The sequence below is a fragment of the Pinirhizobacter sp. genome (assembly GCF_035317885.1).
Taxonomy (GTDB): domain Bacteria; phylum Pseudomonadota; class Gammaproteobacteria; order Xanthomonadales; family Rhodanobacteraceae; genus Pinirhizobacter.
Genome location: NZ_DATHFX010000029.1, coordinates 1 through 20,707, shown reverse-complemented (window position 1 = coordinate 20,707; position 20,707 = coordinate 1). Strand labels below are relative to the sequence as shown.

Below are 20,707 nucleotides of genomic sequence, written 5' to 3'. Positions count from 1 at the left end.
GGAGAATGGCGTGACAGCAACGACGGTCTGGGCGGTGGTCGCTATCCCTACGACGTGAATGCGATCCTGGTGCCCGAAGCCCTGGCCTCGGCCAGCGAGCTGTACCGCAGCGGGCTGCTCGCTCCCTACGTCAAGCCGGATGACAAAGCCGTGCTATCGAGCCTGGCCTCGATGGCGCAGGTGTGGCAGAAGAACGCCGCGCCGCAGTTCGTCACCCACATCGATGCCGATGCGGCCAGGAAGGCGATCGAAGCCTATGCCAACACGGTGAACGTGCCGGCGACCGCGGCGTTGGCCGCGGTGGATGCGAAGGGCGTCACCTTCCACGCCTTGTCGCTCGATGCGCAGGGCAACCCGGTCGCTGTGCAGAACAGCGACGACGGCTTTGCGCTTTTGTTTGGCAAGCCATCTGGCGACCAGCTCGATACCATGGCGGCGGTGATCAACCGGCCGTTCCCTGCAGGCCTGATGACGCCGGTGGGCATGCTGGTGGCCAACCCCGCCTTCGCCGCGGGCGACGTGCAGTCGCGCTTCGGCCCAGGTGCCTACCACGGCACGGTGATCTGGTCGTGGCAGCAGGCACTTACCGCGGCGGGCCTGGCACGCCAGCTCGAGCGCAACGATATTCCCGCCACCACGCGTAGCCATTTGCGCGCCGCGCAAACCTGTCTGTGGAAGGCCATAGATGCCACGGCGAGCGTGCAAAGCTCCGAACTGTGGTCGTGGCGTCATGCACAGGGCAAGTATCAAGTGGCCGCCTTCGGTGCCAGCGGCGCGGACGCCGATGAGTCCAACGCTGCCCAGCTATGGAGCACGGTATTCCTTGCCATACCCAGGCCCACGCCCGACCCCAAGGTGGATTGCCCGGGTTGAACTTACCCTTCCCGCGGATGCATGGCATCGCTATGCTCGCGCAATACCCAAGGTAGGATAGCCGTGCGCGAACTGTATCCAGAGATCGAACCGTATCGCACGTTCAGGCTACGCGCCGACGACATCCACGAACTGCATGTAGAGGAATGCGGCAACCCCGCTGGCTTGCCGGTGTTGTTCGTGCATGGAGGCCCGGGTGCCGGCGTGTCCGTCAATCACCGCCGCTACTTCGACCCGGCGCGTTACCGCATCGTGCTGTTCGACCAGCGCGGAGCGGGGAAGTCCACGCCCCATGCGGAGATGCGCGACAACACCACCGCTCATCTGATCGCCGATATGGAGGCCATCCGTGGGCATCTTGGTATTTCCCGCTGGGCGGTATTCGGAGGCTCCTGGGGTTCGACGCTGTCATTGGCGTATGCGCAGGCCCATCCCGATCGCGTGCTCGGCCTGGTGCTGCGCGGTATTTTTCTCGGCCGTCCCGGCGAAGTGCGCTGGTTCAACGAACTCGACGGCGGCGCGCGGTGGATTTTCCCCGAGCGCTGGGAAACTTACCTGGCGCATATTCCCGAGGCCGAGCGCGGCGACATGATCGATGCCTACTGGCGACGCCTGGACAGCAACGATGAAGCCGTGCGCCTGGCGGCGGCCAAAGCCTGGGGCTACTGGGAAGGCGGCAGCACCACGCTCGTGCACGATCCGCAGGAAGCCGGCCACTTCGAAGAACCGCTGGTGTCGTTGAGCGTGGCCCGTGCCGAAGCGCACTATTTCCGTCACCGCTTGTTCCTGGAACCCGACCAGCTACTGCGCGACATCGGCCGCATCCGCGAAATCCCTGCCACCATCGTGCACGGCCGCTACGACATCATCTGTCCGATGAAGAGCGCATACGATCTGTCACAGGCCTGGCCCGAGGCAACCTTGCGCGTGGTGCTGGCAGGGCATAGCGCAGCGGATCCGGCCATTGTCGATGCGCTGGTGGAAGCCACGGACGCGCTGGCCGCGCGCCTGGCCTAGCCACGTGGCTTCGCCGCTGGCATGGACCATCGTGGCCCTGGCCACGGCCGGGGTGATCATCCGCCCCTTCAAGTGGCCCGAGGCCGTATGGGCGGTGGGTGGCGCCGTGCTGGTGCTCGCGCTCGGCCTTATCCCGCTTGCCGCCGGTGGCTCGGCGGTGATGAAGGGCATGGATGTCTATCTATTCCTGACGGGCATGATGCTGCTGTCCGAGGTGGGCCGACGCGAAGGATTGTTCGATTGGATCGCGGCATTCGCGGTGAACCACGCGCGGGGTTCGCCCCGGCGCTTGTTTGTCCTGGTGTACCTGGCAGGCGTGGTGACCACCACGTTCCTGTCCAACGATGCCACGGCGGTGGTGCTTACGCCCGCGGTGTTCGCCGTGGCGCGGCGCGCAGGCGCCGAGCCGCTGCCGCTACTGTTTATTTGCGCCTTCATCGCCAACGCCGCCAGCTTCGTCCTGCCGATTTCCAACCCCGCCAACATCGTGCTTTATGGCAGTCACGTACCACCGCTTATGACGTGGCTGAAGAGCTTCGGCGTGGCCTCGGTGGTATCGATCGTGGTGACCTTCGTATGCCTCTACGCCACGCAACGCTCGAAGCTTGTCGGCGTCTGCGAGGCGAAGGTCGACGTTCCCCGGCTGTCGGGCAACGGCAGGCTCGCCCTGGCAGGCACCGTCGCTACCGCCATCGTGCTGATGGCGGTGTCCGCCTTTGATGGCTCGTTGGGATTACCCACGGCTGCAATGGGCGTGCTGGTGGCTTCCATGGTGTGCCTGCGCAAACGCGAGAGCCCCGCGGCCATGATGAGCCATATGTCCTGGAGTGTGCTGCCCCTGGTGGCAGGCTTGTTTGTGCTGGTGGAAACGCTCGTCCATACCGGCGTGATCGATGCGCTGGCCCAGGGCATCCATGACGTTGCCGTTCACGGTGACGCGGCGGCGACGTGGTTCGCCGCCACGGCCACGGCACTGGCAAGCAACCTCGCCAACAACCTGCCGGTGGGCCTGGTGGCCGGCGCCACCCTTGCCAAGGCACAGGTATCGCAACACGTGGTGAATGCAACGCTGGTGGGCGTGGACCTGGGGCCGAATCTATCCATTACCGGGTCGCTCGCCACGATCCTCTGGCTCAATGCCATCCGCCGTGAAGGCGCGGATGTCGGATTCTTTGCGTTCCTGAAAGTGGGTGCCGTGGTGATGGTGCCGGCGCTGGTGCTTTCGGTGTTGGCACTGCTGGTGCTGTAAAATCAACATTCCTGGAGGCCTTATGACCAACCTTAAGAAATCGGGGACGTTCCCGCTGGGTGACCGCACCGTGACCCGGCTGGGTTACGGCGCCATGCAGCTTGCGGGGCCCGGCGTGTTCGGGTCGCCGAAAGACCGCGGCGCTGCATTGACCGTGCTTCGCCAGGCGGTGGACTCTGGCGTGGATCACATCGATACCAGCGACTTCTACGGTCCCCACATCACCAACCAGCTGATCCGTGAAGCGCTGCACCCCTATGCGCAGAACCTGGTGATCGTGACCAAGGTCGGCGCGATGCGCGGTGCCGACGCGTCATGGAATCCGGCGCAGAGCCCCGCCGAACTCACGAGCGCGGTGCATGACAATCTGCGCAATCTCGGCCTGGATGTGCTGGATGTCGTCAACCTGCGCATCATGGGGGATGTGCAGCGGCCCAGCGAGGGATCGATCGAGCCGCAGTTCACGGCGCTGGCAGAGCTTCAAAGGCAGGGATTGATACGGCACCTTGGCCTTAGCAACGCAACCTCCGCGCAGGTGGCGCAGGCGCAGCGCATCGCCGACGTGGTCTGCGTGCAGAACCAATACAATCTCGTGCATCGCCATGACGACGCACTCATCGATGAGCTTGGCCAGAAGGGCATTGCCTATGTTCCCTTCTTCCCGCTCGGCGGCTTTACCCCGCTGCAGTCCGGGACCTTGACCGCCGTGGCGCAAAGGCTCGGTGCGACTCCCATGCAGGTTGCCCTTGCATGGCTGCTTGCGCGTGCACCCAACATCCTTCTGATTCCCGGCACGTCGTCACCCGGGCACCTTGAGGAAAATCTGGCGGCGGCCGAGTTGGTGCTTGCCGACGATGTCCTGGCCGAACTGGAAGGCCTCGGCCAGTGAATAGTTCGACCGCTCCTTCGGGATTACTTGGCGACACCGCGGCGCGCGACTACACCAGGAAGCTGAGGCTCTTCAACGCCTTCGCCGCACCGGAGCTTCGCCAGGCCATCGCGAGCCTGGCGCTGAAACCGGGCATGCGGGTCCTGGACGCTGGCTGTGGCACGGGCGAAGCACTGGGATGGCTTGCCGCCGAGGTAGCTCCCGGGGGCGCGGTCGTCGGCATGGACCTGGCGACATCCCATGTCCGGGCGGCTCGCGGCATGGCTTCAGAAGACACGGCGCTGGTACTTCAGGCAAACCTGCTGGAGGCGCCATTGTTGCCCGCAAGCTTCGACCTGGCCTGGTCGGTCAATGTCATCAATCATCTGCGCTCTCCGTCGGCGGGTATCGATGCCTTGGGCTTGCTGCTTCGCCCGGGTGGCCGCGTCGCGCTAGGCCAGAGTTCGCTACTGCCGGACATGTATTTTGCCTGGGACTCAAGGCTCGAGCGCCTGGTCAATGAGGCGGTACGCCGGTATTACCGTGATCGATACCAGTTGGACGAACGCGACTTGACGGCTGTTCGCGCCATCGTGGGCCTCCTGCGCAAAGCCGGGCTGCCAGACGTCCACGCGCGCACCTTCATGATCGAACGGATAGCCCCCCTGCGCCCCGAGGATGAAGACTATCTCGTGGAGGCGATCTTCCGGGACACCTGGGGATCCCGGTTGCAGCCGTATCTGACAAAGAATGACTATGAAGAGCTGATGCGCCTATGCGATCCGCTCCATCCAGACTTCGCATTGCGCCGACCGGATTTTCATTTTCTACAGAGCTTCACCCTGGTTGTCGGCGCAACGGCGCAAACAACTTAGCGCAGTACTAGAGATGGCATGGCTCCCGCTAACCTCGACAACCGTGACGCCAAACTGGAGTGTTCAACGTGTCCGGCGGCCACGTTGAAAACTACACAGTTGGGCCTGCTGTAGATGGCCACAGGCAGCTGTTTTACAGCATTTTTAGTTGACCCTGCCTGCGCGGCAGGCGTACGATCCTCGCGCCGTCCAAGTGGCCGGCCTTACTCCCAAGTGGAACCCATGGATAGTTATCCGAGTCGACAGGCGGTCACGAACACGTTGTTCGCGATCGCCCTACAAGTGAATGTCCGCGCGCAAGGCGCGGGCGGGTCGCCTCGCGCATAACCCGCTCGCCCTAGGCCGCGGCCTGGAGGTGAGCCATGTACAAGATCTTCCTTTCCCTGGTGGCATTGGCCACCACAGCACCTGCCACCATCCGCATCACCGTGCCGGCAAGCCGGGGTTCGCGCAGTGATGGACTGCGTCGCAGCGGCTTGTATTGCGTGTGGCGGCGCGATGCTTCATCCGGAGCATTGCTCCGCCACTGGTGCACGGACGACTAAGGCGCCGCCGAGGTAAACGGTGTACGGAAAACGTACTTTCCGGATCCGATCGTGACATGGGTGCCGTGGCCGTCATGGGTTACGGCACCCGCGCCTTCGATCTCACTTAGTGCTTTGCCGCCTTCGGTCACCTTCGATGGATCGGACGAAGGAATGATCACGTTCGCCTTCGTGTTCACTGGAATCGTGACATCCAGCTCCAGCGCTCCTGCATCTACATGCCATGCGGTAACGATGTCGCCATAGGGCGAATCAAGCTTGCCACCGCCGGAGGCAAGGCCACCGCCGATGCGCGGCGCAATAGTGATGCTGCGGTAGCCCGGTGCCGCGGGCGCGATGCCGGCTATATTGCGATACATCCAGTCGCCGACGGCGCCGTATGCGTAGTGGTTGAATGAATTCATCGACACGTCGCCGAACGTGCCATCCGGCTTGAGGGAGTTCCAGCGCTCCCACATCGTGGTGGCGCCGTTGGCTACCTCGTAGCCCCACGAGGGATAGTCGCGGTTGAGCAACAGGCGGTAGGCGAGGTCGTCGTGGCCGCTGGCCGAGAGTGCCGGCAACAGCCAGGGCGTGCCAAGGAAACCCGTGGATAGATGGTCGTGGCGTGCGGCCACGGCCCGCGCCAGTGCGTCGCCGACTTTCGACGGCTGGACCAGTCCCATGCCGATGGCCATGGCGTAGCCGGTCTGGCTGTTGCTGCCCAGGGTGCCGTCATCGTGCAGGTAATGCTGGGCGAAGAGGCCACGCAACCGGTTGGCCAGTGCGGCGTAATAGGCGGCATCGTCGTCGCGGCCGATGGCCGAGGCCATCTGGGTCATCAGCTTCGCATCGTAGATAAGGTAGGCCGTGCCGATAAGGTCCGGTGGCGTCGGATCGTCCAGGTGCAGCCAGTCGCCCCATGGGCCGTGCACGCGTCGCCCTTCCGGTCCTGCCATGGCCTCGATGCGCGCCATGAATCGCTTCATTGATTCGTAGCCGTCGTTGATCACGCGTTTGTCGCCGTATGCCATCCATAGCGTGTAGGGCACGGTGATGCCGGCATCGGACCAGCCGCTGCCGCTTTCGATGTTCGGTGGATTGGGTGCGACACCGGGGTAGTTGCCGTCGGCGGTTTGCGCGTCACGCAGGTCGCGTAGCCACTTCGACAGGAAATTGAGCGTGTCCTGGTTGAAGCTTGCCGTGGGTGCGAACACGTTGATATCGCCCGCCCAGCCCAGGCGCTCATCACGCGCCGGGGTATCGGTGGGGATGGAGACGAAGTTCCCTCGGGCACCCCAGGTGATGTTGCTCTGCAGTTGCGTGAGCATCGGATGGCCGACCTCGAATGTGCCCGTGCGGCGCAGGTCGCTGCCGAGCACCAGGCCGGTCAGCGACTTGACGTCCGTTGCCGCCGTGAGTCCGGTGATTTCCACATAACGGAAGCCGTGGTAGGTGAAGGTTGGCGTGTACGTCTGATCGCCGTCGATGGCGGGAAGATAATGGTCGGTGGCTTTGGCTGTGCGAAGGTTCGCCGTATAGAGCGAACCGTCGGGGTTCAGCACCTCGCCATAGCGCAGGCGGATGTCCTGGCCGGCACGTGCGTTTAGTTGCAGGCGCACCACGCCCACCATGTTCTGACCCAGGTCATAGATCAACGCATCGGGTGTTGGCTGGCGGGCGAGCAGCTTGACCGCCCGTTCAGCGGTGACGCGCACGGGCTCATCGGACTGTGCATGGATCAGATCATCCCTGCCTTGCCGGTTGGCCACTCGCGCCGGTTGCCAGCCATCCGATGGCGCGTCGGCCAGGTTCCAGTGCGGTGGCAGTCCGGCGGCGTCATAGGTCTCGCCCATGATGATGTCGGCCTGGCGGAAAGGGCCCGGCGCGGTCAGCCACGTGCCATCGGTATCCACCCAGGACGACTTTCCATCGGCGAAGTCCAGCCTCAGCCGGGCCGACAGCAGCGGGGAATCGCCGTACTTGTGGGGGCCGAAACTACCCACGTTGCCGGCATACCAACCCGGACCGAGCATCGCCGCCAGCACGTTGCGGCCTTCGTGCACCAGGCTTGTTACATCGTAGGTCTGGTACTGGATGCGCTTGTTGTAGTCGGTCCAGCCGGGTGCCAGGTAGTCGGCATCCGTGCGCGCGCCATTAAGGAACATGCGATAGACACCGAGCGCCGTGACATACAGGCGTGCGCGCAAGGGCCTTGCCGGCACATCGAAACCTTTGCGGAAAATTGCGCTGTCGGCCTTGGGTGCGGCAGCGCCGATCCAGCTGGCCTTCCATTGGATGGAGCCCAGGTCCGTTTCGAATGAAGCGGGTTGGCTCCACGCTGACACGCGTCCCTTGTTATCACGTATGCGTACCTGCCAGGCATAGGACGTCGCATCGTCCAGGGCGGGGCCTGCATACGGGACCATCACCTGATCGCTGGAGGCGACCCAACCGGAATCCCAGGTCGGCGCGGACACCAGGGCGCCGGCATCGTGCGCCATGCGGACCTGCCAGCCCGTTTGTTCCACTGCCCGGCCGGTGGCCATGGTCTTCCAGCTGAAAAGCACGCGGAACACCGGCACGGCAAGTGGACTGTCCAGGTCGTTCGTACGCAACGAGGCAACGGTGAGGTCGCCGTGCGTCGATGCCGTGCGCACACAGCCGACCAACCCGATCGCCATCACCAGCAGGAGGAACAAAACTCGCGTCGTCGAGGATTTCATGCGGGGCACCCTGGGGATGGGACACCGTAAGGTCACGGCATTGGCCCAATGTGTCAACGATTTCGACGCCGACCCCTTGCCTGACGCAGGTGTCGGCGTATGCTTGGCCGGGTTGCCGGGGGCGACGCTTATTGTCAGGGGGAAACTCGTGCCGGTAACGAAGAATTACCGCTACGTCTGCACCGTCCATCGAATGATGGCGGCGTTCGTCGCGCTTTTCCTGGTGGTCAATGCGTGCGAACTGTTGTTCGGGCAGACCCATAGACCCACGGCGGAATGGGTCCAGGTATTCCTTGTTCTTGCTGCGATTCTCGCCGGACATGTTTGTCTGGCGATCGGTTCGTCGCATGCAAGCGACGGGGCACGGGTTTTATCGCTGATAGCCGGGATTTTGTATCTCTTTCTTTTTCCCGTGGGCACGGTTGTCGGGGCATTCCTGATCTACAACTGCCACAAGCGGTGGGATGAGGCGAATGCGCGCGCTCCCCAGGTCGTTATCGATCCGACCGACGGCAAACCCTAACCAACGACCACCCGGTTGCGTCCCGCGCGCTTGGCGCGGTACATCGCCTCGTCCGCGCGGGAAATGAGCGCAGTGGCGGTTTCGCCTTCGGCAAGCGTAGCGACGCCGGCGCTGGTCGTCAGCCGCAGGTGGCGTTCGCCATAGGGAATATCGAGTTGTTCGACGACGATGCGGCAACGCTCGGCCATGCTTTGCGCCGCCGGGCCGTCGGTCTGCACCAGCACCACCATGATTTCCTCGCCGCCGTAACGGCCTACCTGGTCGCCTTCGCGGCAGGTGGCGGCTACCGCATCGGCGACGCGGCGGAGCACCTCGTCGCCGGCCTGATGGCCATGGCGATCGTTCAGGGCCTTGAAGCGGTCGAGGTCGAGCATCAGCAGGGACACGGGCGAGCCGTCCTGGCGGCTGCGCGTGCAGGCATCTTCAAGCGTGCGCATGATCGCGCGGCGATTGGCAAGGCCGGTGAGTTCGTCAACGTTGGCCAGGTGGTCCAGGCGATCGTTGGCCGCGCGCAGGTCTGCCGTACGGGTTTCCACCAGTGCAGCCAGATGTCGGGCACGCCCGCGCAGGAAGCGCGTGCGCACGCGCAGGGCAAGCCAGAACAGCAGCGCCATCGCGACGATGGCGGCCACCCGCCACCGCCATCGTTCGAAGCCACGCGGTTCCACGTTGATCGGTACGGTCGATTCGATCACCTGCGAGTGCAGGCCGGTGATGGCCACGCGCAGGTGCAGCGTGTAGTGGCCGCCGGGAAGGTTGGTATATACCGCCGTCGGTGGTACCCCCGGTTCAACCGCGATCCAGACGTCGTCGAAGCCCTCCAGGCGGTAGCTGTAGCGCATGTCGCCGGTGGCGGCGAAGTCGAGCAGGGCAAAGCCGGCCCGAATCGTTCGCGTATCGTCGTCCAGCGCCAGGGGTGAGCCATCGCGCGGCAGCGTGGCAAAGGGGCGCTCTCGTTCGTTGACGATCAGCGACGTGATGGCCAGGGGCGCTTGCACGCCGCCGCTCTGGTGGCGCGAGTCGGCGTCGGCGTCCACCACGGTAAGGCCGCCGATGCCACCGAACAATAGTTCACCGGCCGGGCCCAGTCCCGCGGTGCGGTGGTTGAAGAATCGCGTGCGGTAGCCATCGCGAAGCCCCAGTGCCTGCGCCTGCCTGGTGGCAGGGTCGTACACGGTCAGGCCATTCGCGGTGGCGGCCCAGATACGGCCGCGGCGGTCGGCCAGCAGCGAGGAAACATTGTCGCTGCCCAGCCCGTCCTTCTGGGTGATGGCTGAGAAATCACGCGGGGCCTGGTTTTCGATCAACTGGGCGACGCCGATGCCGCCGTAGGTACCGATCCAGACGCGATGATTGGCAGTGACGATGGAGCCGACGTAGTCCTGCGGCAGGCTGGCGTTGTCGGCTGCCATGTTCTGCACGTTCTCGAAGGCCGAGGCATCCTTGCGCAGGATGCTGATGCCGTTGGTAGTAGCAGCCCACACGCTGCCGTCGGCCATCGGCACCAGGTTGCGCACCTGGTTATCGGCCAGGCTGTGCGGGTCCTTGGCGTCATGCCGGAACAATTGCGCCGGGTGGCCATCGCGCAAGCGGTAAAGCCCGTCATACGTACCCACCAGCAACCCGCCCTGGCAGGGGCACAGCGACAGGATGGGACGGGTATCGAGGTCGGGCACGTGGTAAGGGGTGGCCTTGAGCGTCGCCGGGTCCATCGTCACCAGCCCGCGGGCTCCGAGCACCAGCCGTCCATCGGGGAGGCCGGCGATGGCCTTGACGTCCTGTCCGGCCTGGCCACCGCCGAGCGTGGTACTGCGGATGCGACCGGTGGCCGGGTCTACGCCGACCACGCGCCCCTGGTTGAAGCCGAGCCACACCGTGCCTGCGGTGTCGGTGAACAGGCTGCGGACGTTCTCGTCGGCATCCATGCTGCTGCCGGGAAGGATCACGCTGCCGTCCAGCGTGTAGACGCTGGGTGCACGCGTGTCGTGGCGCGACGCGCCCGATTCGGTCGCGGCCCAGATGCCGCCGGTGCGGTCCACCAGCAACGCGCGCACGATGTTGCCCCCGATCGACGCGGGCTCGGCTCGGTTGTGGCGGATGTCGATCACTTCCCCGGTGTCGGGGTTGTAGGAAGCGATGCCGGCGCCATCGGTGGCAACCCAGATACGGCCGTCGGGTAATTCCACGATGGCGCGCACCGTGCGGCGCTGGATCTGCTCGCTCTCGGCCGACAAGGCCTCCGGTGCATGGATCTGGCCCTTGGCGTCCAGATACACCACGCCTTGCGAACCGCTGCCGAACCAGATCCGGCCGGTGCGGTCTTCATCGATGGCCCAGATATCGTTGGCGAGCGTGGCAGCGCCGGTGTCGTTACCGGCGATGAAGCGGCCGAAGGCTTCCTGGCCGGCGCGCCGCACGAACAGGCCACTGTTGGTGCCGAGCCAGACATTGCCCCGGCTGTCTTCAAGCACCGAGAAGGTCTTGGCGTCGGCTTTGAGCTGCGCGTTCAGCGCCGGCGGCGCCTGTTCGAGCGTGGTGAGATCCGCGTGCAGGTGCGAAAGGCCGTCCTGGGAAGCGATCCAGAAGCCGCCGTCATGGTCGGGCGCCATTCCGAAGATGCGCGCGCCGGTGCCGGTGGCCGCGGAGCTGTCATAGCGAACGAACCGGTTTGTTTTCGGATCGAAGCGTGCGAGGCCGCCGCTATTGGTGCCTATCAGCAGGCCGCCATCGGGCAATGGCAGAAGGTTGCGCACGTAGTTGTCGGGCAGGCTGTCGGGGCTATCGTCGTCCTGACGAAACACCTGCGTGCGGTAACCGTCGTACCGGGCCAGTCCACCCACGGTGCCGATCCAGACCAGCCCGCGCGCGTTCTGGGCCAGCGCAGTGGTGGTGGGGTGGGGCAGGCCACGCTCGACGGTCAGGTGTTCGAAGTCGGCGTCGTGCCAACGTCCCCAACTGCGTGCAATCGATTGTTCGGCGCATGCCGCGGACGGCGCCAGGGCCGCCATGCACAGACCGATCGTCGCCAACACAACGCCCCACCGCTTCACCATCCGGTCTTCAATCTCATCTGGCTGAATGAAGCCGGATGCGCCGGCTGTCCCCCCATTCGGCGCGACACGGGTTACCCCATGACGTGCGCGCATGCGCGGAGCATGCCCGAGTTCATAAGATCTTGCAGTATCTCGTTTGAGAGTCTTGCCTAACCAACTCATTCTATTATAGGTGAGGGTGGCACTCGCACGGGGATACGCATGGTTCCAGGCAATCGCTTCTTCCGGACCGGGTGCCTGGCACTCGCCCTCGTGTCGGTTACTGCCCTGGCACAGGATGACCCGGCGTCCCGCCTTGCCATCCACAGCGACGCCACCGGCCACGAACGGTTCCTGGCCGTGCACGGCCAACGCGCACTGATCCAGGGCCTGAACGGCGGGGGCCTGGAAGTGTTTGCCTTTCCCTTCCAGATCGTTGGCGGATTGCAGGCAAGTTTTCGCCACGAAGGTTCGGTAAGCCTTGTGGACAGCGCAAGCCTGCTGCGCGGGATCGACTACGCACCCGATGGCATCACCCGTACGTATGTGGGTACGGATTATGTCGTCCGCGAGAAGTTGTTCGTGCCTCGCGATGCGGCCGCCGCCGTGGTCACCTATAGCGTGCAAAGCCCACATCCGTTGGACATCGTGGTGAGTTTCAACCCCGTGCTTGATCTCATGTGGCCTGGCAGCATCGGCGGCCAATCAGTGAAGTGGGACGAAAAGAGCTCGGCTTATGTGCTGTTCGAGCCCTCCATGCGCTATGGCGCCTTCGTCGGCTCGCTGGATGTCGACGCGCACGACACGCCCTCGAACAATGCGCTGGAATCCAACAGCGGCCGCCAGCTGCGCATATCGCTCAAGGCTGGCGGCAAGGGTGGCCACGATGCGCGGCTGGCCTTCGGCATGCTCGAATCGGGCAATGCCGATGCAGGCTTGGCCCTGCGATCGCTGTTGTCGTCATTGCCTGCAGCGGAGGCTGCGCAACACCGGCACGTGGCCGAAGTGCTCGACGGGGGCATCCGCATCCACACCCCCGATGACGACGTCAACAGCATGCTGTCGTGGGCCGCCATCGCCCTCGACCAGGCCTGGGCGTGCAACCCCCAGCTTGGCTGCGGGTTCCTGGCCGGATTCGGGCCCTCGCGTGAGGCACGGCGCGCGCAATACGAGTGGTACTTCGCCGGCGACGGATTGATCGCCAACGACGCGATGATCGCCACCGGACGCTACGCCCGGGCGCGGGAGGAACTGGAGTTCATCCTCAGGCACCGCGATGAGAAAACCGGAATGATCTGGCACGAGATGAGCCAGAGCGCGGGCCTGATCGACTGGAGCCGCTATCCGTACATGTTCGTGCACGTGGACATCACCTACCAGTTCCTTTCAGCGGTGGATCGCTATGTGCGTGCCTCCGGCGACACGCGCTTTGCCAGCGAGCATTACGATGCGCTGGCGCAGGCCTATGCGTATGGCGCAAGCCTGGTCGGCAGCGGCGGCTACCCCCGGATTCCTGCCGGCAAGGAAGGGCACAACGAGCAAGACAAACTTGGCGATGAGCTCTCCCTCTCCATCGCCTGGCAGCAAGCCGCCGGGGCCTTCGCCCACCTTGCCTCGGTGGCCGGTCACGCCGATGACGCCGCCCGCGCCGGCGCCGCTGCCGAACAGGCGCGCGCGGGGGTACTCAAGCGCTATTGGGTGGGCGGGGCCTGGATCGACGCCTACACGCCTGAGGGTAAGCCGGTGCATGCGCGCGGGTCCGGTGCGATGTCGTTGATCGATCTGCACGTGCTTTCCCCAGAACAGGAAAACGCGATACTGGATCAGCTGGCCACGGCCGATTTCCAGACCGACTGGGGCATGCGCAACATCCCGCGGTCCACGCCCGGCGCAGATCCCAATTCCTACGCCAATGGCAGCGTCTGGGCCATCCACACGGCGCACGTGGCCACGGCCTACTGGGCAGCTCATCGTCCCTGGACGGCGTCGGCCATGTTCGATGCCCTGGTGGCCTGGAACCGGCTCGATTCCCCGGGGCACATCCATGAAGTGGCGGCTGGCGACATCTGGCATCAACAGGTGGAGTCCGTGCCGGAGCAGACGTGGTCATCGTCGGGCGTGCTGACGATGGCGGTGGATGGCTTGCTCGGCCTCTCTTTCCCCGCTGGCCAGGGGTTAAGTTTTTCCCCGCACCTGCCAGCGGCATGGGACTACGTTGGAGCGGACAATATCCCCGTCCCGGGTGGCAAGCTTGGTATCCGCATGTCCCGGACAGGCAAAGGATTTGCCTTCGACATCGACAACAGCGGCTCGACGGTGCACATCGCCTTGTCGCCCCAACTTCCACTGAGCGCTCGCCTGACCGGCGCGACGGTAGCGGGCAGGGCCGCCCAGGCCACGGTGGCGAGCCATGGCGAAGAGTCCCATGCCTCCCTGGGCGTCGATGCCGCGAAGGGCATAACCCGCGTGGAGCTGATGTTCGAAGGTGGCGTCGATATCGGGGTACCTCGTGCGACCCCCGTTCCCGGCGACACCAGCCATGGCGCGAAGATCACCCGGATTCACCTGGCATCGTCCGTTCTCACCATCGAGGCCGATGTCACAGATTCGGCCGCCTCCACGATTCGTATACGTGCTCCTGGGATAATCCCAACCGCTGACGGGGCCGAAGTGCACCGCGTGACCGCTGACAGCTTCGACATCACGCCGAAGCCGTCGGGCCGGTCCGGCTATCGCCACGTCAGTCTGGTCGTTCGCCTCGCCCCTGACGGGTAGCGGACGGGCCTTAAGGGGGCGATTTCTGGCAGTGTTTTTCCCGGTCACGGGTAAACTGGGCTGCGTGAGGCGGCGGCCCCACGGAGGGTGCGCGGTGGGCGACAGCAAACACATCGATTTCAACGACGATACGGCCGTGGCCTACTGGTGCGGTGCCTTCTGCTGCAGCCCCCATGACCTGCGCCTGGCCGCGGAAGAACTGGGTACCCACGAGGCCGCTCCGATCGGCATGCTGCTGGCCGAACCCGCCAGGCGATCCCTGCGGGAAACACCCTGATACGTAACAGCCGATGCGCTATGCTCGCCGCGACAGGCGTGGGGGACACGCCGCGAGGGGCAAGCCATGGTAACGATCATCCTCCTGGTCATCGTCGTCGCGCTGGTTGCGTACGCGGTATCCATTTACAACGGCCTCGTCACCGCGAAGAACGGTTACAAGAACGCCTTCGCCCAGATCGACGTGCAACTCACCCGACGGCATGACCTCATCCCCAACCTGGTAGAAGTGGCCAAGGGCTACCTGGCCCACGAGCGCGGCACCCTGGAAGAGGTGATCCAGGCACGTAACGCTGCTGTTTCGGGCCTGGCCGCGGCCAAGGCCAACCCCGGCGATCCCGCCGCCATGCAGAACCTCTCCGCCACCGAGAATTCGCTGACGCAGGGCCTGGGCCGGTTGTTTGCGCTCAGCGAGGCCTACCCGGACCTCAAGGCCAACACCACGATGATGCAGTTGTCCGAGGAGCTCACCTCCACCGAGAACCGCGTCGCCTTCTCCCGCCAGGCCTATAACGACTCGGTAATGAACTACAACAACCGCCGCGAAACCTTCCCGGGCTCGCTGCTGGCCGGTGGCTTCCCGGCAGCCGAACAGCTGGCGCTGGAAAACCCCGCCGCCCGCGAGGCGCCGAAGGTCTCCTTCACCTAAGCCCTCGGCCGTCCAGGCATGGATTTCTTCGCCCAGCAGGCACGGATGCGCGGCACCAGTCGCCGCCTGGTGTTCCTGTTCGTGCTTGCCATCCTCGGCATCGTCTTCGTGGTCGATGCCGTGGTGTGGTTTGCTTGGGGTCACCACCGCACGCCGGAAGACGGCCAGGTGGTGCAGTCGTCGGTGGGCCTGCTGGTGATGAGTTCGGCTGCGGTGCTGGCGGTGATCGCCGGTGCCACGCTGTTCCGAATGGCCAGTCTGCGGGGCGGCGGCTCGGCCGTGGCATTGCAGATGGGCGCACGGCAGATCCCGCCCGATACCAACGATCCGGACCTGCGCCGGCTGCGCAATGTGATCGAAGAAGTGGCCATCGCCGCCGGCGTGCCGATGCCCGACATCTTCATCATGGAAGAAGAAATGGGCATCAACGCGTTCGCCGCGGGCTACGCGCCCACGGATGCCGCGGTTTGCGTCACGCGTGGTGCGCTGGCCATGCTCACGCGCGATGAACTGCAAGGCGTGATAGCGCACGAGTTCTCGCACGTGATCAACGGCGACATGCGCCTGAACATCAAGTTGATGGGCCTGCTGTTCGGCATTCTGGTGCTTACCATCATCGGCCGGCAGGTCCTTTGGTGGGGTCCGGGCGCCGGACGCAAGCGCGACAACAACGGCATCGTGTTGGTGGGCCTGGCGCTGGTGGTGGCCGGATGGATCGGCTATTTCTTTGCCCGGTTGATCCAGGCCGCGGTGGCGCGTTCGCGTGAAAGCCTGGCCGATGCTTCGGCCGTGCAGTTCACCCGTCAGACGTCCGGCATCGCCGGTGCGCTGAAAAAAATCGCCCGCGCCGAAGAAGGCTCGCGCCTGCAGCGGGCCAATGCCCAGGAAGTGGCGCACATGCTGTTCGGCGAGGCCGGGCGTTTCAATTCACTGTTCGCCACTCACCCACCGATCTACGACCGTATCCGTGCGCTGGAGCCTGAATTCGATGCCCAGGCGCTTGAGCGTGAGCCGCCGCCGGAACCGCTGTACCAGCAAGCCGACGAGCCACCGCCGGTGCCGGCGGGACCGCATCGCTCACCGTGGGATGCGGTAAGGGGGCAGGGCGGTTCAGCACCGGTGGTGCCGATCCCCGGCGTCACCGACCCACGCTCACCGCTGAATATTCCCGGCGTGATGATCGCCGCCGGCGCGGGCCTGGCCTCGCAAGCGGATGCCTCCGCCGCGGTTGCGGCGCAAGTGGGCTCTGCCGATGCGTCCGACCTGCAACGCGCCGAGGCGATCCGCAAGGGTCTTCCCGATGACCTGCGCCAGGCGGTACGCAATTCGGAGAAGGCGCAGGCGGTGTTGCTGGCCATGGCGCTGGGCAACGGCCCCCAGCGCGAAGCACAGCTGAAGATCATCGACAGCATGGGCGGCAACGAGCCGCGCGCCGAAGTGCTGGCCGTGGAACCGATGGTGCGGGCGCTTGATCCCGGCCAGCGCCTGCCGATCGCCTTGCTTGCCTTCCCTGCACTAAGGCGGTGGTCCGGTCGTGCGATCACAGTGTTGATCAATGCGCTGAACCAGATGGCGCATGCCGACGGCCAGGTGGACCTGGATGAATACTGCCTGGTGAAGCTGGTGACGGTGCAACTGTCCGAGGCACTGAACCCGCGGAATATTCCCCTGCCGGGGACCGGCAAACTTGCCGCCGCGCGCGGCAGTTTCGCCCTGGTCTGCGCCGTGATGGCGCAATTCGGCAACGACGACCCGCTGGCCGCGCGCAAAGCGTGGCAGGCAGGCATGAACGAAGCGCTGGCCGGTGATACCTCCGCCTATGCGCCGCCACCGGATGATTGGCAGGCTGCACTCGACGCTGCGCTGGCCGAACTCGACCGCCTGGCGCCGATGTCCAAGGAACTCGTGGTACGTGGGCTTACCAGTGTGATCATGGCCGACGGCAAGTTGCGGGGCGTGGAAGCGGAACTGCTGCGGGTGATCTGCGCCACCTTGCACTGCCCGCTTCCGGCGTTGGCTTGATCTTAGGCTGGGGAACGGCCCGGACCGTGGCAAAAGAACCGGTAATTCGCTGTCCCTTGTGTGAGTGGGTGCCAAAGGCCGATAGTCGCTGGGTCTGTGCGCCGAGCGAGCCGGGTGCGGGATGCCTGACTTCATGGAATACCTTCTGGACGGCAGCTTGTTGTCCAGGCTGCGGCCACTCCTGGAGCCGCACCCAGTGCCTGTCGTGCAAGAAGACGTCGCCGCATCAGGATTGGTATTTCTTTCCGCCGGACGAGGAGCTGGCGAAGGATCGCGAGCGGGGGCTGGAGTCGACGCATTGAGGCGTGAGAGGTTGATTTTTTGATTTATATGGCAAATAATCGCCAATACCGAGCTTTTTTTGATGTATAAATCAAATGCAAATACTTCCGGAATTGGGCGCTGCCGTGGCCTCCCGTCGCAAACACCTTGGCCTTAAGCAGGGCGAGGTAGCTGCCATGTCCGGCGTGTCGCAGGAGGTACTGTCTCGCTTCGAGCGAGGCAAGGTGGCCGAATTTGGGTCGCGCAAGCTGCTGGCTATCCTTGGTGTGCTCGGCATGGAAATCCAGTTCGTGCCGTTTATACCCGCAGGTTCCCTGGACGACCTTCGCTTGGAGCGTGGGGGTGGGTCGTGACGCTATCGGTTTATGTCCAGGGACGAGAAATTGGTTCGCTTCAGTCCGTAGGCGATTTCAAGAGTTCGATGGCGTACTCGTCGAGCGCCGATCCTGAGGATTTCGTGTCGTTGACGATGAGCGTTCGCGGCGAGCCCTATGTCTGGGATGACGTCCTTCATCCGTTTTTCCAGATGAACCTTCCTGAGGGATATCTTCTGCAGGTCCTGCAGGAGCAATTTGGGCCGGTTGTGGGCGCAAGCCCCATGGCCCTCCTGTCGGTCATCGGAAAGAACATGATCGGCAGGGTGCAGGTTGCGCCAGAAGGTGCAAGACTCGACGAGTCCGTGCAGCCTGTCGATGTCGAAGCACTACTTCAAGGCGATAATTCAGAAGAGCGATTCGCCGACCTCGTGCGCCTGCACGCATCCAGTGGTGTTTCCGGCGTGGTGCCGAAGTTTCTTGATGCATCGGAAGAACGTCTCCAAGGACACGGAAAAGCCACGATTTGCAGTCATCGCCATGTCATCAAAGGATCGTCGCGGCAGCTCCCATTTGTATCGTTGAACGAGCATCTGTGCATGGAGATTGCGCGGCGGGTGATGCCTTCTGCAAGCACGCGTGTTTCGAACGATGGCCAGGCCATCGTCGTGGATCGGTTCGACGTCGACGAGCAAGGCAAGCGATGGCGAGGGATGGAGGATTTTTGCTCATTGCTCGGATTGCGTCCGTCAGCAAAGTACGAGACCACCTGGGAACGGATTGCCAAGGCCATTAGGAACCTCGTTCCGGCCGAGGGTCGCGGTTCCGTGTTTGGCGACATGACATCGCTCATGCTGCTCACCTACGCGCTCCGAAATGCCGATTGCCATGCAAAGAACGTCGCGTTGCTCTATACGGGACGGCAAGGCATCCAACTGGCGCCTGCGTATGACGTCATTACCACAGCGGCCTATCCAGAGTTCGCCAGGAACCCTCCTGCCATCGGATTCATGGGGAAGAAGACCTGGGACCCGGGCGCAAATCTTCGGGACTTCATCGCCAACGTGTTTCAGGTGCCGCAACGGCACCAGGCGGAGATAGTCGAGGCGATTGGTGATGCGATGGTGGAAGTGGGACCCATGGTTCGCCAGGCCATGGCCGATCACCCGGGATTCGTCGATATCGGCAAGAGAATGCTCGCCGCCTGGAGCGAAGGTCTCTTATCGCTGCGCGACAAACGAATCTACTCAATGGGCAATGTTGATCTTGGCGGCGCTTTTACGGGCTTCTCCGATGTAGCGCCCAGCCCGAAGGCGCGCAAGGTGATTGGTCGCTCTACGTTGCTTGGCAAGCGTTGACTTCGCCAGCTCATTGATGGCTTGGAAAAAGGGCCAGGCGGATCGATCTAAGCGTCCAGCGCCCGGGTTTCATGAAGCCGCCGCAAGTCCAGGTGCAGGACCCCATCCACCTCCGTCACCACGTCGGCGAACTGGTGGTCGATGAGAATGTCCTTGCGGGCGTAGCTGTGGCTGCCCTGCGACTGCGCTGCCAGCAGGGTATCCACGCCGCCCACCATCGCGGCCAGGATAAAACGCTCGCTGCCCAGGAGCGCCTTGAGCAGTTCGCTGCCGGGTTCCAAGAGGTGCACGAGCGTCCACGACAGGCTGAGCATCGGGAGGTGCGCATGGACCAGCGGCAGCTCCACCAGCCGCCGGTAGGTGCCGCCGTTGGATTCGTCCACGCGCTGCAGCCATGACAGCTGGGCGGTGACGTCGGCCAGCGGGCGCGTGCGGATCGATGCCAGGCGCACCATCAGCGCCGGTTCGCCGTGGTACAGGCCAATCACAGCGACCTTGCTGAAGACGATGCTGGCGCGCGGTCGCGCGAAGCGGGCGAAGATCAGGCCGGTGTTGGTGGCGGTAAAGAATAGGCCCAGCAGGATCTCGAACGCGGCGATCGAGTGCCCCAGGTGGCTGGCTGGCGCCATGTTGCCGTAGCCCACGGTGGCCAGGGTTTCCACCGAGAAGAAAAAACCGTCGGTGAAGGAGTACGGCGCAGCATTGGCGATGGCGCCGGGGAAGGCAGCGTATATCGCGCCGAACGAGACATTGATGCCGATGAATGCCAGCGTGACCAGGCCGACGAAAGTCGGCCAGGACATTTCCATCGTGCGGTAATAAAGGTCGCTGAGCGGATGCGGTCCGCCGACCTTGAAGGCGTGGAAGCCGCCGAGGTCGATGCGCTTGCGGTGGGGATGTTTGAAGGGAGGCATGCGCCTAGTATGCAACGTTCGACGCTTAGATCAGGGTCTGGATGAGGCCGGGTCGATGACGTCAGTGAGCATGCTGGCTGACGGCGGTCGGGGATAGACGAGGTCTACCTCAGGGGATTCTGACAGCGAGCCCAGGAAGTCTTCGACCTCCCGCTTGGAGGACAGCACCACCACCCGCTTGGCGCCGCGCATGGCATCGAGCTGCTGCATCAGCGCCGGACGACGCGTGCCGGGATAGGCAAGGATCCACCACACGAACGACAGATCCAGCCGCTCCTTGCACCCCTCCGCGCCGATGTCCGGCCGCACGTGGCCCCGGTACTGCCACCAGCGGCGAAGCACGCGCCACAGACACAGCAGCCGGGGCATGTCCAGGAACACCACGGTGTCGCAGGCAGCGATGCGGCGCTCCAGCGTGCCGCCATAGTTA

General features: G+C 64.2%; 16 protein-coding genes and 1 pseudogene. 13 read left to right on the top strand and 4 right to left on the bottom strand.

The window, feature by feature from the left end; all coding sequences use genetic code 11:
- The 6 genes and pseudogenes from VK519_RS00945 to VK519_RS00920 all read left to right on the top strand — a co-directional run.
- Positions 1-873: pseudogene (locus tag VK519_RS00945) on the top strand (hypothetical protein); the annotation flags it as partial.
- Between the two features lie 63 nt (positions 874-936).
- Positions 937-1,890, top strand: a complete 954-nt coding sequence (gene pip / locus VK519_RS00940; protein WP_324346779.1) for a prolyl aminopeptidase — start codon at positions 937-939, stop codon at positions 1,888-1,890.
- Positions 1,844-3,139, top strand: coding sequence for an arsenic transporter (locus tag VK519_RS00935; protein ID WP_414692669.1), 1,296 nt, complete (start codon positions 1,844-1,846; stop codon positions 3,137-3,139). The genes pip and VK519_RS00935 overlap by 47 nt, the downstream gene beginning before the upstream one ends.
- A gap of 22 nt (positions 3,140-3,161) precedes the next feature.
- On the top strand, positions 3,162-4,028 hold the full coding sequence (locus VK519_RS00930; protein ID WP_324346775.1) for an aldo/keto reductase family oxidoreductase: 867 nt from the start codon (positions 3,162-3,164) through the stop codon (positions 4,026-4,028).
- Positions 4,025-4,882, top strand: coding sequence for a class I SAM-dependent methyltransferase (locus VK519_RS00925; RefSeq protein ID WP_324346773.1), 858 nt, complete (start codon positions 4,025-4,027; stop codon positions 4,880-4,882). Before VK519_RS00930 ends, VK519_RS00925 begins: the two co-directional genes overlap by 4 nt.
- 362 nt (positions 4,883-5,244) lie before the next feature.
- A complete protein-coding gene (locus tag VK519_RS00920; RefSeq protein WP_324346771.1) occupies positions 5,245-5,427 on the top strand; it encodes a hypothetical protein in 183 nt (60 codons plus the stop codon).
- On the opposite strand, the gene VK519_RS00915 is transcribed toward VK519_RS00920, so the two are convergent.
- Complete coding sequence (locus tag VK519_RS00915) at positions 5,424-8,132, bottom strand: family 78 glycoside hydrolase catalytic domain (protein ID WP_324346769.1); 2,709 nt, start codon at positions 8,130-8,132, stop codon at positions 5,424-5,426. The two genes, VK519_RS00920 and VK519_RS00915, sit on opposite strands and share 4 nt — an antisense overlap.
- On the opposite strand from VK519_RS00915, the gene VK519_RS00910 reads away from it, so the two are divergent.
- A complete protein-coding gene (locus VK519_RS00910) occupies positions 8,131-8,655 on the top strand; it encodes a hypothetical protein (protein WP_324346768.1) in 525 nt (174 codons plus the stop codon). The genes VK519_RS00915 and VK519_RS00910 overlap by 2 nt on opposite strands.
- Here VK519_RS00910 and VK519_RS00905 read toward each other — a convergent pair.
- Positions 8,652-11,708 (bottom strand): ligand-binding sensor domain-containing diguanylate cyclase, encoded by a 3,057-nt coding sequence (locus tag VK519_RS00905; protein ID WP_324346766.1) that lies wholly within the window; start codon positions 11,706-11,708, stop codon positions 8,652-8,654. The two genes, VK519_RS00910 and VK519_RS00905, sit on opposite strands and share 4 nt — an antisense overlap.
- Before the next feature lie 252 nt (positions 11,709-11,960).
- Here VK519_RS00905 and VK519_RS00900 point away from each other — a divergent pair, with 252 nt between their 5' ends.
- From VK519_RS00900 to VK519_RS00875, 6 genes are all read left to right on the top strand, one after another.
- Positions 11,961-14,462: an MGH1-like glycoside hydrolase domain-containing protein gene (locus tag VK519_RS00900; protein ID WP_324346764.1), complete on the top strand. Its 2,502-nt coding sequence runs from the start codon at positions 11,961-11,963 to the stop codon at positions 14,460-14,462.
- A 94-nt stretch (positions 14,463-14,556) separates the two neighbouring features.
- A complete protein-coding gene (locus VK519_RS00895; RefSeq protein WP_324346762.1) occupies positions 14,557-14,739 on the top strand; it encodes a DUF3606 domain-containing protein in 183 nt (60 codons plus the stop codon).
- Positions 14,740-14,805: 66 nt separating this feature from the next.
- A complete protein-coding gene (locus VK519_RS00890) occupies positions 14,806-15,387 on the top strand; it encodes a LemA family protein (protein ID WP_324346760.1) in 582 nt (193 codons plus the stop codon).
- A gap of 18 nt (positions 15,388-15,405) precedes the next feature.
- Entirely contained in the window at positions 15,406-17,409 is a 2,004-nt protein-coding gene (locus tag VK519_RS00885) for a M48 family metallopeptidase (protein ID WP_324346758.1), read from the top strand.
- 377 nt (positions 17,410-17,786) lie between these two features.
- Positions 17,787-18,044: an XRE family transcriptional regulator gene (locus VK519_RS00880; RefSeq protein WP_324346756.1), complete on the top strand. Its 258-nt coding sequence runs from the start codon at positions 17,787-17,789 to the stop codon at positions 18,042-18,044.
- A complete protein-coding gene (locus VK519_RS00875; RefSeq protein WP_324346754.1) occupies positions 18,041-19,363 on the top strand; it encodes a type II toxin-antitoxin system HipA family toxin in 1,323 nt (440 codons plus the stop codon). The genes VK519_RS00880 and VK519_RS00875 overlap by 4 nt, the downstream gene beginning before the upstream one ends.
- A 47-nt stretch (positions 19,364-19,410) precedes the next feature.
- Here the strand turns inward: VK519_RS00875 and VK519_RS00870 are convergent, their stop codons facing one another.
- Together VK519_RS00870 and VK519_RS00865 are read right to left on the bottom strand one after the other, a co-directional pair.
- Positions 19,411-20,277 carry an ion channel gene (locus tag VK519_RS00870; RefSeq protein ID WP_324346752.1) on the bottom strand — a complete coding sequence of 289 codons (867 nt, stop codon included), beginning with the start codon at positions 20,275-20,277 and terminating at the stop codon, positions 19,411-19,413.
- 30 nt (positions 20,278-20,307) lie between these two features.
- Positions 20,308-20,707, bottom strand: a 400-nt coding sequence (locus VK519_RS00865) for a P-loop NTPase family protein (RefSeq protein WP_324346751.1), incomplete at its 5' end; no start/stop codon positions are given.

Coding starts and splice junctions, on each gene's coding strand:
- VK519_RS00935 (WP_414692669.1), top strand. CDS start 1,844: ATGCGCTGGTGGAAGCCACGGACGCGCTGGCCGCGCGCCTGGCCTAGC.
- VK519_RS00930 (WP_324346775.1), top strand. CDS start 3,162: ATGACCAACCTTAAGAAATCGGGGACGTTCCCGCTGGGTGACCGCACC.
- VK519_RS00920 (WP_324346771.1), top strand. CDS start 5,245: ATGTACAAGATCTTCCTTTCCCTGGTGGCATTGGCCACCACAGCACCT.
- VK519_RS00910 (WP_324346768.1), top strand. CDS start 8,131: ATGCGGGGCACCCTGGGGATGGGACACCGTAAGGTCACGGCATTGGCC.
- VK519_RS00915 (WP_324346769.1), bottom strand. CDS start 8,132: ATGAAATCCTCGACGACGCGAGTTTTGTTCCTCCTGCTGGTGATGGCG.
- VK519_RS00905 (WP_324346766.1), bottom strand. CDS start 11,708: ATGGTGAAGCGGTGGGGCGTTGTGTTGGCGACGATCGGTCTGTGCATG.
- VK519_RS00890 (WP_324346760.1), top strand. CDS start 14,806: ATGGTAACGATCATCCTCCTGGTCATCGTCGTCGCGCTGGTTGCGTAC.
- VK519_RS00885 (WP_324346758.1), top strand. CDS start 15,406: ATGGATTTCTTCGCCCAGCAGGCACGGATGCGCGGCACCAGTCGCCGC.
- VK519_RS00880 (WP_324346756.1), top strand. CDS start 17,787: ATGCAAATACTTCCGGAATTGGGCGCTGCCGTGGCCTCCCGTCGCAAA.
- VK519_RS00870 (WP_324346752.1), bottom strand. CDS start 20,277: ATGCCTCCCTTCAAACATCCCCACCGCAAGCGCATCGACCTCGGCGGC.